This window comes from Vibrio sp. EJY3 (assembly GCF_000241385.1).
In the GTDB taxonomy this organism is placed as follows: domain Bacteria; phylum Pseudomonadota; class Gammaproteobacteria; order Enterobacterales; family Vibrionaceae; genus Vibrio; species Vibrio natriegens.
Window position 1 is genome coordinate 1,459,550 of the sequence record NC_016614.1, and the last position, 13,365, is coordinate 1,472,914.

At 45.5% G+C, this 13,365-nt stretch carries 11 protein-coding genes; 5 read left to right on the forward strand and 6 right to left on the reverse strand.

Annotated features, from left to right (window positions below; genetic code table 11):
- Positions 1-73: 73 nt before the first annotated feature.
- The 3 genes from VEJY3_RS22365 to VEJY3_RS22375 all read right to left on the reverse strand — a co-directional run bounded on the left by VEJY3_RS22365 (position 74) and on the right by VEJY3_RS22375 (position 4,739).
- Positions 74-1,867: a PLP-dependent aminotransferase family protein gene (locus VEJY3_RS22365; protein WP_041170499.1), complete on the reverse strand. Its 1,794-nt coding sequence runs from the start codon at positions 1,865-1,867 to the stop codon at positions 74-76.
- 130 nt (positions 1,868-1,997) lie between these two features.
- A complete protein-coding gene (gene gabT, locus VEJY3_RS22370) occupies positions 1,998-3,272 on the reverse strand; it encodes a 4-aminobutyrate--2-oxoglutarate transaminase (RefSeq protein ID WP_014234709.1) in 1,275 nt (424 codons plus the stop codon).
- A 39-nt stretch (positions 3,273-3,311) separates the two neighbouring features.
- Positions 3,312-4,739, reverse strand: a complete 1,428-nt coding sequence (locus VEJY3_RS22375; protein ID WP_014234710.1) for an NAD-dependent succinate-semialdehyde dehydrogenase — start codon at positions 4,737-4,739, stop codon at positions 3,312-3,314.
- A 208-nt stretch (positions 4,740-4,947) separates the two neighbouring features.
- On the opposite strand from VEJY3_RS22375, the gene VEJY3_RS22380 reads away from it, so the two are divergent.
- From VEJY3_RS22380 to VEJY3_RS22390, 3 genes are read left to right on the forward strand one after another with little or no spacing between them, the layout of a single operon-like run.
- A complete protein-coding gene (locus VEJY3_RS22380; protein ID WP_014234711.1) occupies positions 4,948-5,964 on the forward strand; it encodes a TRAP transporter substrate-binding protein in 1,017 nt (338 codons plus the stop codon).
- Positions 5,965-6,024: 60 nt separating this feature from the next.
- A complete protein-coding gene (locus tag VEJY3_RS22385; RefSeq protein WP_014234712.1) occupies positions 6,025-6,651 on the forward strand; it encodes a TRAP transporter small permease subunit in 627 nt (208 codons plus the stop codon).
- Positions 6,641-7,966, forward strand: coding sequence for a TRAP transporter large permease subunit (locus VEJY3_RS22390; protein WP_014234713.1), 1,326 nt, complete (start codon positions 6,641-6,643; stop codon positions 7,964-7,966). Before VEJY3_RS22385 ends, VEJY3_RS22390 begins: the two co-directional genes overlap by 11 nt.
- A 48-nt stretch (positions 7,967-8,014) precedes the next feature.
- Here VEJY3_RS22390 and VEJY3_RS22395 read toward each other — a convergent pair whose 3' ends face one another.
- Together VEJY3_RS22395 and VEJY3_RS22400 are read right to left on the reverse strand one after the other, a co-directional pair.
- Positions 8,015-8,251 (reverse strand): thioredoxin family protein, encoded by a 237-nt coding sequence (locus VEJY3_RS22395; RefSeq protein ID WP_014234714.1) that lies wholly within the window; start codon positions 8,249-8,251, stop codon positions 8,015-8,017.
- Between the two features lie 9 nt (positions 8,252-8,260).
- Complete coding sequence (locus VEJY3_RS22400; RefSeq protein ID WP_014234715.1) at positions 8,261-9,262, reverse strand: permease; 1,002 nt, start codon at positions 9,260-9,262, stop codon at positions 8,261-8,263.
- A 298-nt stretch (positions 9,263-9,560) separates the two neighbouring features.
- Here VEJY3_RS22400 and VEJY3_RS22405 point away from each other — a divergent pair, with 298 nt between their 5' ends.
- On the forward strand, positions 9,561-9,740 hold the full coding sequence (locus VEJY3_RS22405; RefSeq protein WP_014234716.1) for a hypothetical protein: 180 nt from the start codon (positions 9,561-9,563) through the stop codon (positions 9,738-9,740).
- A gap of 128 nt (positions 9,741-9,868) precedes the next feature.
- Positions 9,869-11,959 carry a sodium:proton antiporter gene (locus VEJY3_RS22410; protein ID WP_014234717.1) on the forward strand — a complete coding sequence of 697 codons (2,091 nt, stop codon included), beginning with the start codon at positions 9,869-9,871 and terminating at the stop codon, positions 11,957-11,959.
- Between the two features lie 69 nt (positions 11,960-12,028).
- Here the strand turns inward: VEJY3_RS22410 and alr are convergent, their stop codons facing one another.
- Positions 12,029-13,108, reverse strand: coding sequence for an alanine racemase (alr, locus tag VEJY3_RS22415; RefSeq protein ID WP_014234718.1), 1,080 nt, complete (start codon positions 13,106-13,108; stop codon positions 12,029-12,031).
- Between the last annotated feature and the right edge of the window lie 257 nt (positions 13,109-13,365).

Here is a 13,365-nt window from a genome sequence, read left to right on the forward strand (position 1 = left end):
CGCTATTAAGAAAATAGCCAGGTCGAATTTGAACATGGTTGATTATATACAACCATGTTCTTTTGACTGGTTTCTAGGCTTGGGCTGTTTCACCAACCAGCGTGGCATCGCCAATAAAGTAGCCATCTTCGCCAAACCGCTTGATAGCGTCGCCATCCAAAATAACCGTTACTCTGCGTACATCCGCAAATTGCCAGTTACGCCACTGGTACATAAAGTGATTATTTTCAATCCACCAGTAACCTTCATCCGCGTCATTCGGTCTATCCGACACCCCTGTCATCTTGCCATCCGCCTGAAATGTGATTCGGTATGGGATATTGAAGCAATCTCTTGTCAGAACGACCCTGTCAGAAAGTAACTCTCGTATACGCTTGCCGTTTAAACGAACGCCTTCTGCATCTTCTACTCGCGGAATAGGTAGTATTTTCTTTGCCAATTGAGCGAGCTTCTCGATACCGCTGCGAATATCGGAATTCTTTATCGACTGAAAGCTGAGGCGGAAACTGTTATTACGCTTTTCACACGTATAATACTTGGCACCGTTGTTTATCAATATGCCATGAGCCTTCGCCAATTCCTCAAGTAAACCGGCATCAAAGTCTTCACGATAATCTATCCAAAATGCGGTTCCCGCGAGCGAGGGAATAACGCCGGATTGAGGAAAATAAGTGTTTAACGCTTTTTCCATGGTTAACCACTTCTCACGATATTTCTTCAACATCTTCTGGATTAACGAATCGTAATAACCAAGGCTGATGAAAAGTGCCAACGTCTGGCAGTTGTTCTTTGGCGGTAAACTATGCATCCGCTGCTGAACTTGCCTTATCTGCTTAATAAGCGGTGGCGACGCCACAATAAACCCTAACCTTAAGCCCGGTGCGATAATCGAGGAAAAGCTAGAGATATAAATAATACGCTCACTCGGGTACTCGCTACGAAGCGCCGGGCACTTGTCGCTGATAAAGTTGATGTCATGCTCAAAGTCGTCCTCAATAACGAGTAAATCTTCCTGTTCAGCCTTGTCCATCAATTGCTTTCTTCGTTGCGAAGACATTCTAACTGTCGTAGGAAACTGATTACTCGGTGTCGTGTAAACAAGCTGACAGGAGTTCAGTCTGTCGTCGACAACCATGCCTTCTCTATCGACTTCTAAAGGTTGAACGTTAGCCCTCCTTGCTCTGAACTGCTGAAGTGCTTCTGGGTATCCTGGGTTTTCAAAGCCGACTTTCGTATAGCGGGATACCAGTAGTTTGGAAATTAAGTACAAACTGTTCTGGCAACCATGAGTTAACGCGATCTGATCCGCATCGACAAAGATCCCGCGATTCGGCAGTACCCGGGTACGTATCTGCTCAATAAGATCGTGGTAATCATTATCGTCGGAAGTCCAACTTTTGTGATTAATCTTATTCAGTGATTGAATGCTGCATTTACGCCACTCGGATACCGGGAAGAGATCCTCATCGACCTGACCATGAACAAAGAGGTAAGGATAATTTTTGAGATTATTCGCGGCTGAGCCATGCGCTTCATCGCCTTCTATCAGGTATTTTTCCCAATCCAGTTGCCTTTCAGATTCAAGTACGCGTTCAGGGGCTTTTTTTTCGGAGACTTCTAACTCAGGATTAACGAAGTAGCCTTTTCGCTCTACCGAAATGAGTAAACCTTCATCGGTGAGTTGGTCATAGACTCTGAGTACAGTGTTCCGAGATACAGAAAGGGACTGAGCGAGCTTTCGTGATGATTCAAGGCTGCGGTGTTTGGAAACAAAGCCATCAAATATCGCCTGAGAGATGCTGCTTTTGATTTGTTCTTGTAACGTACGAGAATCGAGAGGATCGATGTGAATGTAACCCTGGAGCATAAATGACCTAGCCTTTACTGCGCCGGCCATTTACACATGCCCGGCTTCAACTACTTAACCTGAATTCAGGTCACTAAACCATACCACTCAAAAGCAGCACGTTAAATGCCGCTTTTGAAGGTTTTATCAGCTATCGAGTTAAAGCCTGCAACTCAGATTTGATGATATCTAACCCTTTACAGATCAGTTCATCTTCAATCGTTAGCGGTGGCAGGAAGCGGATAACGTTTCCTTTTACGCCACATGAAAGCAATACCACGCCTGCTTTATTTGCACTTGCAACCAGCTTTTTCGTCAGTTCAGGTAATGGCGCTTTAGTACCAGGGTCGTTAAATTCGATTGCGATCATTGCACCAACTTGGCGAATATCACCAATTTGGGGCACTTCTTTCTGCATCTCAGATAACAACTCGGCGAAGGTTTGGCCAATCTGCTCTGCTCTTTCACACAAAGATTCTGACTCAATAATGTTAAGAACTTCAATACCAGCGACACAAGCCAAAGGTGAACCAGCATAAGTACCACCTAAACCACCTGGATTTGCTGAATCCATGATCTCAGCTTTACCAACAATACCCGATAGCGGGAATCCACCAGCGATACCTTTTGCCATTGTAGTGATATCGGGAACGATTCCAAGATATTCTGAAGCAAACATCTTGCCAGTTCGAGCAAAGCCTGTCTGAATCTCGTCACAGATAAGAACAATGCCGTGTTTATCACAAATCTCTCTCAGCTTTTGTGCCCAGGAAGCAGGTGCCTGGTAAAAACCACCTTCGCCCTGAATTGGCTCAAAGATCATCGCCGCAACGCGAGTTGGTTCAATATCACACGCGAACAAATCATCCAATGCATCTAAGCTCTGTTGCTCTGAGATACCATGATATTCATTTGGGAACGGCAAGTGATAGATTTCGTTAGGAAAAGGACCAAAGCCTGCTTTATACGGAGCTACTTTACCCGTTAGGCCCATACACATATTGGTACGACCATGAAAACCACCTTTGAAGGCAATCACGCCACTACGGCCAGTATGAGCGCGTGCCACTTTCACTGCGTTTTCCACCGCTTCCGCACCCGTGGTTAAAAAGGCAACTTTTTTGTCACCTTCACCCGGAGCAACATCGACGATTTTTTCTGCCAATTCAATAAAACTGCTGTATGGCGTCACCATTGAACAAGTGTGACTGAACTTTTCTAGTTGCTCTTTTACTGCTGCAATAATTTGAGGGTGAGAATGCCCCGTGTTCGTTACTGCGATACCAGCGGCAAAATCGATGTATTCTTTGCCTTCGATATCCGTCAAAAGTGCATTTTTCGCACTCTCGATGTATACCGCGCTAAGGTTTGCCATGCCCTTAGCAACTACTTTTTCTTTACGCTCTTGCCATTGTGAATTTGTCATAGCCTTGTTCCTTTAAAACTATCGTCAGTCTGTTGTTTATTACATTCCGCCGAGGCAGATGTATTTAATGTTCAAGTATTCATCGATACCTTGTTTTGCACCTTCGCGGCCAAAACCAGATTGTTTAACGCCACCAAACGGAGCGACTTCATTTGAGATGATCCCTTCGTTCACTCCCACCATTCCGTATTCCAGCTTTTCGGCGATAGAGAACGCGCGAGTCAGCGTATTGGTGTAGAAGTAACTGGCTAAGCCGTAAATCGTATCGTTGGCGAGCGTAACCAGCTCTTCGTCATTGCTAAAACGGATAATTGGGGCGACTGGGCCAAATAGTTCCGTCTGCACAATATCCATATCCTGAGTCACATCCGTCAGAATCGTTGGCTGTACGTATAATCCACCCAGGTCATCACCACCAAAGGCTACATTCGCGCCTTGTGCAACAGCTGTTTCGATATAGCCCATCACCTGTGCTTTCGCTTTGCTGTCGATAAGTGGCCCAATTGTCACGCCAGGCTCAATACCGTTTCCGACTTTGAGCTCAGCCACAGCGGCTTTGAATTTTTCAACAAATTGGTCGTATACGGCATCCTGCACATAGAAGCGGTTAGCGCAGACACAGGTTTGACCCGCGTTACGAAACTTAGAGGCGATCGCACCTTTAACCGCTTCATCAATATCGGCATCATCAAACACAATAAATGGCGCGTTTCCGCCGAGTTCCATGGATGTACGCTTGATGGTGTCAGCACACTGTTTTATCAGTTGGCTACCCACCCCTGTCGAGCCAGTGAAAGACAATTTTTGAATATCTGGGTGTTGGCAGAAAAGATCGCCAATCGCGACAGAAGAGTGATTGTTCACCACAACCAGCAACTCTTTCGGCAGTCCAGCCTGATAAGCTAATTCAGCGATAGCGTAGGCAGAAAGCGGAGTTTGATTTGCTGGTTTGACAATAAAGCTACAGCCTGCTGCCAATGCTGGCGCGGCTTTACGCGTGATCATCGCAGTCGGAAAATTCCATGGTGTAATCGCTGCAGCAATACCAATTGGCTGCTTGATTGTCATGAGTCTTTTGCTACCCGCTGGTGTCGGAATGGTATCGCCATATGTGCGCTTCGCTTCTTCGGCAAACCACTGAATAAATGATGCGCCGTAAATAATTTCACCTTTCGCTTCAGCTACTGGTTTGCCTTGCTCCAAGGTCATAATGCGGGCGAGATCATCACTGTTTTCGATAACCAGATCGTACCAACGCTTTAAAATGGCTGAGCGCTCTGACGCGGTTCGACCCTGCCATAATTTCTGAGCTTGTTTGGACTGCTCAATTAGCCCTTCAATTTGCGCTGGCTGTAGTGATGGAACATAGCCAATCACTTCATTTGTTGCTGGGTTCACAACAGCAATAGCGTCATCGCTTGCGTCACACGTTCCCTTTAACAGGGATTGGTTCGAAACCTTGTCCATAATTCACTCTCTTACTTTCGTCTATGAGAAGAATGCTATCGACAAAAAAAACGGTGCCTAAGTACCAGTTTGAAAATATTCATGGTACCAGCATAAAAATTTAAACTGGTACCATCGTATGTCACCGACTGGTTCTATTCCTTTAGCACTCGACTCTTAATATGAGTATCGAAAACGGAATCGAAAAACATTTAGAAGAGGACTTTCTATGCTAAAGGGAAAAGGTAAAAAGTTACTGAGCAGTATGCTTGCAGCGACACTGGGATTGGGCGCTATGGCTACTTCAGCGGCAAGTTTTGCTGCAGAGCAGAACTGGCGCTTTGCCAACCTTTATGGTCGTGGAACGGCTTATGGACAAGTTTACGAAAACCTAGCAAAGAATATTGAAACCATGTCTAACGGTCGAATCGCTGTACAGGTTTTATATTCAGGCGAAGGCGTTGGTACTAAGGGTATTCTGGGTGCTGTTAAATCTGGCCTGATCCAGATGGGTGCACCATTTCAATCTATGCACGCGGGTGAACTCCCAGCTGGCGTTGTCGAGATTGGCTTACCGGGCGGTACTGACGATGTGGGCGAACTTTCGACCTTGTTCCACGAAAAGGGTTGGTCAGAAGTATTAAAAGACGCCTATGGTTCTCAAAATCTAGTGTGGTTGGATCCTTACATTCAGCCTCCGGTATACATCATTACTAAAGAAGAAATTAAGTCTGTTGAAGACTTCAAAGGCATGAAAATTCGCGCGCCAGGTGCTTACGGTAAGTTCCTGAGAAACCTTGGAGCTTCACCGGTTTCACTCGCTTGGAGTGAAATTTACACCTCTCTGGCTACAGGCGTCATCGACGGTTCAATTGGCTCTAACATGATTGACCACCGTGATGGTAACCACGTTGAAGTAGCGAAATACATGTACCCGCTACCTCTGGCTGGCGCACAGGTACTGCCGATTGTGGTCAACAAGAAAGCATGGGCAAAGCTATCTCCCGATCTACAAGCTATCGTCAGCGCTGCTACCACTGTTCACGCACAAGAGCAGATGACCAAATCTATCCTGTGGGAATCTCAGGCAATCGCCGACATGGAAGCGAAAGGTTTGAAATGGAGCCCAGAACCATCTGAAGCAGACAAAAAAGCATGGGAAGAAGCGGGTAAATCTCTTGCAGCAGAATACGCAGCAGCAGATAAGTACTCTAAACAGCTTATCGACATATTGGAAAAACAGTAACAAAGAATTGAGAGGTGGAGTTCGCTCCGCCTCTGTTTGTCTGTTTTGCAAGGAGGCCACATGATTGAAAAAATTCTCATAGGATACTGTCGAGTCGTTCAGAGTGTAGTTAGAGGTATTGGGCGTTCTGTTTCCTACCTCCTGCCAATACTCGCTGGTGTCGTCGCTTACGAAGTGTTCGCAAGATATGTTCTGGACCGCCCGACCATTTGGGGATACGACACATCGTTGTTTCTCTTTGGTTATATTTCAGCACTGGGTGGCGCTTATGCACAGCAGAAAGGCGCTCATATCAATGTAGATATTATCCACGCTAAGGTTTCCGAAAAAGTTAGACGCTGTTTCGATTTGCTAACCGCCGTATTGGCTATCGGCTTCTTAGCCGTAATGGCCAAAGTGTGCGGTGGCATGTTTTTCGAAAGCCTGGAGCTTAACTACCGAACTCAGAGTGAATGGGCTCCACCGTTACATCATTTCTGGCTGATGATTACGGTATCTTCAGGGGTATTTATTGCCCAGTACTCGGTGCAAATCATTTGCAACCTGTTTTATCTGCTGACATCCAGAGAACTTCTGAAACCATCAAAGCACGACGTACCCTCTTCGCTTGAAGAGCAGCCGTTCAAAGTAGATTCAACAAAATTTAATAAAGAGCAAAACACAGAGGAAGTGGCATATGGAGATTGAAGTACTTACAGGGGTGTTATTGGCCTGTATCCTTACCGCTTTTGCTTTAGGTGCACAAGTCGGACTCGCATTAGCGGCAATCGCCATGGGCGTTGGCTACATAACGTGGGGCGAAGGCCTATTTAATATTATTCCGACTACCGTAGAGAGCACCTTTTTCAACTTTATCCTTTTGGCGATACCACTATACATTTACATGGGCCAGATTCTGACTCGCTCAGGCATCGGGGATGCCATGTTTAACGCCAGTCAGTTAGCTATCGGGCGAATTCGCGGCTCATTGGCGATCAGCGTTATAGGCGTGTGTTCAATGATTGGCGCTATGGTTGGTATTATCGGCGCAGGTATCATGACGTCGAGCAGCATCGCATTAAAACCGATGCTAGAACGTGGCTACGATAAACGCCTGGCATTGGGTGTAATCATGGCTGGCGGCTCTCTAGGTATCCTCATTCCGCCAAGTATCCCTATGATCATGTTTGCATCCGCGACCCAAAACTCGGTCGGAAAGATGTTTCTTGGTGCTATGGTTCCCGCATTGATTACCATTGTGCTTCTTATTAGCTACGTAGTGATTTCCTGTAAACTCAACCCGGATCGCGCTCCACTAGACACTGATAGCGACAATGACATCGAGATCCCGAAAGGTTATGAGTTATTCAGAACCATTCGTGACGGCGCGTCTTCTCTGCTACTCATTGTTGCTGTGTTGGGCAGTATTATCGCCGGTATCGCGACACCGACCGAATCCGGTGCAATCGGTGTTGTAGGTGCGATTATCCTGTCTATTTTGTTTAAACGCTTTAAGCCAGCAATGGTTCAGAAAGCCGGACTACAAACGGCAACCTTAGTCAGCGTCGCGATGTGGATCATCCTTGGTGCGTCAGTATTCAGTAACTTCCACCTTCTGATGGGAGTACAAGGCATGGTTTCAGACATCACAACCAGTCTCGATCTACCACCGATCATGATCATCATCATGTTCCAAATCATCATGCTACTTCTGGGCTTCATCATTGATGAGTTCATTATTGTTTTGATGTGTGCGCCGATATTTACACCAGTCGCAGTCGCACTGGGTTACGACCCTATCTGGTTTGGTGTTCTGATGATCCTAAACATTGTTATCGCAGTACAAACTCCACCTTATGGCTTCGCTCTGTTCTACTTAAAAGGCATCGCGCCAAAAGGTATTACCATGCTGGATATCTATAAATCAGTTACCCCATTTATCCTGGTTCAGTTGCTGGTTTTGTGTATCGTTATGGTTTTCCCAGATTTGGTCACTTGGCTACCAAACCAAGTCATGGGCTAGATAATAGAGAAAGGAAAGGCTGTTGCAAAACAGCCTTTTTTATTGCGTTCAAGATGTTAGCCACGACTGAATTTTATCCGCTTGAGGGACTCCGCCAGAATGCACCAACTCTTCGTCCATCACCACGGCTGGTGTAGACATCACTCCGTAGTTCATGATGGTTTCCATATCGGTGACTTTTTCTACTTCAACCTCGACGCCTTGCTCAGCTGCAATTTTTTCAATCAAGTTAGCGGTATTAACGCAGTTCGCACAACCTGACCCCAACACTTTAAAAATTTTCATCTCCAGCTCCTAAAATCGCCACAGTGGTAAATTAAATATCCATCCCATCATCGTAAACGCGAGCAGCAACATACCGAAAAGCATACCAAGAAGCCGCCACTGCATAACTTGTTTCAGCATTACAAACTCAGGAATACTCGCCGCAACAGTACTCATACAAAATGCTAATGTTGTACCGATTGGCAAACCATTTTGAAGTAAGCTTTCCATCACCGGGATCACACCAGTCGCATTCGAATAGAGCGGAATACCAATAAGTACCGACGCTGGAACCGACCACCATTGACCGGATCCCAAATGTGTTTCTATCCAACCGTCAGGAACAAAGCCATGTAAGCCTGCTCCAATGCCGACCCCAATAAACACCCACTTCCAGACACGACCTACAATCTCGACCATCTCTTGCTTGGCAAACGTGTGTCGCTCTGACAACGTTATTCCCGCGCTCCCATTGTCACTTGGAGTTTCATGACTCTGTTGCGGAGTTTTGGCGTTTCGCATCGCCTTTGATGCCAGTGGCTGTAACCAGCGCTGTGCGCCGATCACATCAAGGACCCAGCCACTCACGATGCCGATAAGCATCCCTATCACCACGTACATAACGGTGAACTTCCAGCCAAGTAAACTGAATAGCAACAACACGGCGATTTCGTTAATCAATGGCGAGGTGATCAAGAAAGCCATAGTGATACCAATAGGAATACCTGCAGAGGTAAACCCTAAAAAGATTGGAATGCTAGAACAAGAGCAAAATGGTGTGATTGCGCCAAAGAAGCTGCCCGCAAGATAACCAAACCATCTACGTTTTCCCGCTAAATAGTGCCGCACTTTTTCTACATTTAACGAGGCTCTAAACAGCGCAATCACATAAATCATGACGACCAGTAGCACCAGGATTTTACTGACGTCTTCAATAAAAAAATGAATAGCATCCGCGAGCTTGGTATTGGGCTGTAAAGAAAAAAGCTGGTAAGTCACCCAATCAGCGAGACGTGTAAAAACCTCAAACATATCGAATCCTTATACTTACTACGATGACCAGTCTGCTCATCGATATTGCAAGTAAGTCAACAGCGTGAGACAAGGCACTCTGATACCTTGAGAAATAAGTTCTTTTACTCTAATTCTAGTCTATATCTTCAGGCTAATTTCATTTAGCGGCACTATTTCACCTTTGTTGTTTAATCTTTCACGACAAGCATTTAATAGTCTTGTTGGCTCGAAAACACCAAGTTGAAACCTTCGACATCATCATTGCCGAATCCTTAGCTATAGTTAGTCACAGATACAACGATCAAGGAGTTGTAAAATGAAAGATGAGACAAACCCGAAAGATAAAAGCAATTGGGCAATTGGCGGAGGAACACTACTCGGCTTAGGGGTGGGAATGATCTTTATTCAGCATTCTGCGCTCGCCTTTGTCGGCTGTCTGATTGCTGGCATCGGGATGGGGTTAATCATTGCGGCCGTCATTAGCTGCAAAAAGTAAATTCGATCGCGTGAATGATAAACAGATAAGGAACATTAGGTACTTTTCAAATTAATCAGGAATCTTATCCAAAGATGAACCATTATTAATTCATAGGTTTAGCGCAGCCAATAAGACGTCCAGTAAGTATGAATGTTCCTGATATTTTCATATCATCGATCTTAGGTATCGTATTGTTAATCACGGTATCCGTGGCTTCGTCCCTGATTGCAAGAGCGCTGCGAGTCCCCTTCCCAATTATTCTGGTGATGTCTGGTGTTTGCCTTACACTTCTACCCGAACTGCCAGCAGGCATCAGCATATTCTACGAACCCGATATTGCAGAGAAGACTATCTTATTCGTCTTCCTACCGTTATTGGTGTTTGAGGCCGCCTATAAATTCGATTTCGCTAAGTTCACCGCTAACTGGTCCGCGATTATGATCATGGCCATTCCCGGCGTCATGTTCTCAACGTTAATCATTACGGCGACACTTGTTTTTATTGGTATTTTAACGCCTCAGACCGCCCTAATCCTTGGGATTATTTTAAGTGCTACCGACCCCAGTGCCACGATCGCTATTTTTAAGGAGTCCGGCGCGCCTAAAGATCTCATCACGATTGTAGAGGGAGAAAGTTTATTCAATGATGCGACCGTCATTGCTGCATACAAAATCGCGGTGCTAATTTTTGCCATGCACCTAACCCCGACCGATATGGTAGTCACCGGGCTGTGGCAATTCACTTGGGTCTTTTTTGTCGGTGCACTTTGTGGCTATGTCACGGGTCACCTGCTTCTTTGGCTGATGAAGGCGCTGCCCGACGATCCTTATATCGAAATAAGCATCAGCCTTGTCACTGCGATTGGATGCTTTGTCGCTGTTGAGCAGTTTGTCCATGCCAGCAGTATTGTCGCTTTAACCATTTGCGGTTTGGTCTTGGCAAAAAACACACCATTGCCGATAAGTAATGAGTCCAATCAGTATCTAAATAGCTTCTGGACCTACTTATCCGATCTCGCTAAAGCCATGATTTTTATACTGGTGGGGTTGTGGCTAAACTTGGAATTGATCGCGTCGCACTGGTTAAACACTCTGCTGGTGATCATTAGCATGCTTGCCGCAAGGGCGGGTTTTGTGTACTGGATTTTGCCATTTTTCGGGCGACTTAGCCGCCTGTCTTACTCGCTGCCTCGATCATACCAGCACATCTGCTTATGGGGTGGACTAAGAGGTGCGGTCACTCTTGCACTTTCAATATTGGTGATTACCGATACCTCATTATTTGCTATCGAAGAACGAGAAACCATGTTAGCCGTCGCCATGGGTGCGGTGTTCTTTACCATTTTAATTCAAGGGCTGACGTTATCTCCTCTTGCGAGCCGCTTAAAACTGGATGAAACCAGCATTGAAGAGAAGATTACAAAGAAAGAACTTATGTTATCGGCGATGAAAGCCAGTGAGAAAGTGTTGGCACATCTGGCTAAAACACCGTTAGCCGACAGCGGTGCTCCTGATGAAATCATGCAATCACTTAAATCGCATGTGGATGAAGAAAAGCGCGACTTACGCCACCTCTACACCACAGCAGTGGACACTCAAAGTTTGTATAAGAAACTCATCATGGAAGGCTTGAGTATCGAGAGTGAATATCTCTATCTGCTTTATGATCAAGGCTTGATATCAATGGAAAGTTATCAAAAGCACAGAGAGTTTTTTGATCAACAAATGGACGCGGCGCGCCATAAATACCAGCAGCCAAATTCTCAACATGCTCACAAGCGATCGCTGAGACGCGCGCTTGATAAGTGGACACACAAACCTACGTCAGATGTGTCCATTCAATACGAACTCGCTTGGTCACGATTACTTACTACCGATTTAACGCTTATCGAACTTAAAGCACTGGTAAACGACTACCCAGTTGAACCCGCTTTGAAAAAACAAGTGCTTCAGGTTTGGGCGTCCTGGCGCCAGCAAAGCGCAGATACCGTCAGTCAGCTGGACAAAACCTACCCCGTAATTACAGCGACAGCCCATAGAAAATGGCTACACCATATGCTGAATACGGTTCAAAAAGCGCACCTGGAGAAGTTTGTCAGGCAGCGTCTGATCAGTGAGTCGGACAAAGAGCAGATCGTAAAACAGCTGATGCATACCACCTCATCCTTTTATAAGGATTCGGTTGATAACATTCGAACTGGCCGTGACTCGACCCACTCTAATGACGATTCTAAATAGCAAAACCAACCCAAATATTTCTATGGCTTGAACCTTATTAATCATTTGATTAATAAGGGCTGGTTTCAACTAAACTTCTACGTACGTTTTGCGAACTCGCTTAGTCAGTTTGATTACGAGCTCATAGGGGATGGTACCTATGTGTTTCGCGACTTTTTCAATCGGTAGATTGTCGCCCCAAAACTCGACGGTATCTCCGACAGCATCACGTGCATTAGGCCCAAGATCCACAGTAACCATATCCATAGAAACGCGACCAGAGATAGGAACGATTCGTCCGTTGATATAGACAGGTGTACCTACCGGTGCATTTCGTGGATAGCCGTCACCATACCCCATCGCGATAACACCAATGTTGGTATCACGTTCTGAAGTCCAGCTTTCACCATAACCGACAGGTTGATTCGCCTTATGCTCACGTATCGCAATGAGCTTTGAGTTCAGCGTCATTACACAACGTAACCCATGCTCCTTACCCGTTTCATTTTCATTTGGGCAGATACCATAAAGAGAAATGCCCGCTCTCATGTAATCGAGGTGAGAGTCAGACCAATACAGAATGCCCGCTGAGTTAGCTAGTGTTTTAGGTCCTGGGAAGTCGGCGGTTTGCGACAGAAACAGATCGATCTGCTTTTGTGTCGCAGGAGAGGATAAATCGTCAGCACAGCTAAAATGACTCATGAAACCAACCGGTCCCGCGAGTTTATTCGTCGCTTCGATTTGTCGAACGTAGTCGCTGAGTTCATAGGGGTGGATCCCCAATCTATGCATCCCAGTATCCAGTTTGAGCCAGACAGTAACAGGGGTAGTGATATCAGCCTGTTTAAGATCTTCCAACTGCTCTTTGCAATGAATCGCCGTATGGAAACCTTCACGTGCAGCCGTTTCCAGATCGGCTTTACAAAAACAGCCTTCCAGCAGCAGTATTGGCTGTTTAATACCTTCGCTTCTTAGCTCTAGCGCTTCTTCGATACGAGACACAGCAAACATGTCGGCTTGCGTCAGTGTTTGTGCAGTTTTTACTGCGTTATGCCCGTAAGCGTCACCTTTTATCACAGCGACAACAGATTTATCAGCGCATTTATTTTTAAGTACATCGTAGTTATCGCTAAGTGCTTTTAGATTGATAACAGCTTCAGCAGTGATCATTAACTCTTTCCCAGTAATATACCAATCGGAGTAAGTTTTTCATCATTCTTGCAGGTTAAAATCGCTGATGGTTGGGTAAGAGATCGGTAATTAAAATAACAAGTTAATGCTATCGACACCTTGCTCTACGCGATTTATCCAACGCAATGAAATGACTATTTCCTCATTCAAATTGGTATTGAATTTCTTCCATGTCAGCTCTACAAACACAATTCATTGGATTGTATCTGATGAGCCGATTAATAACGGTTCTAGCT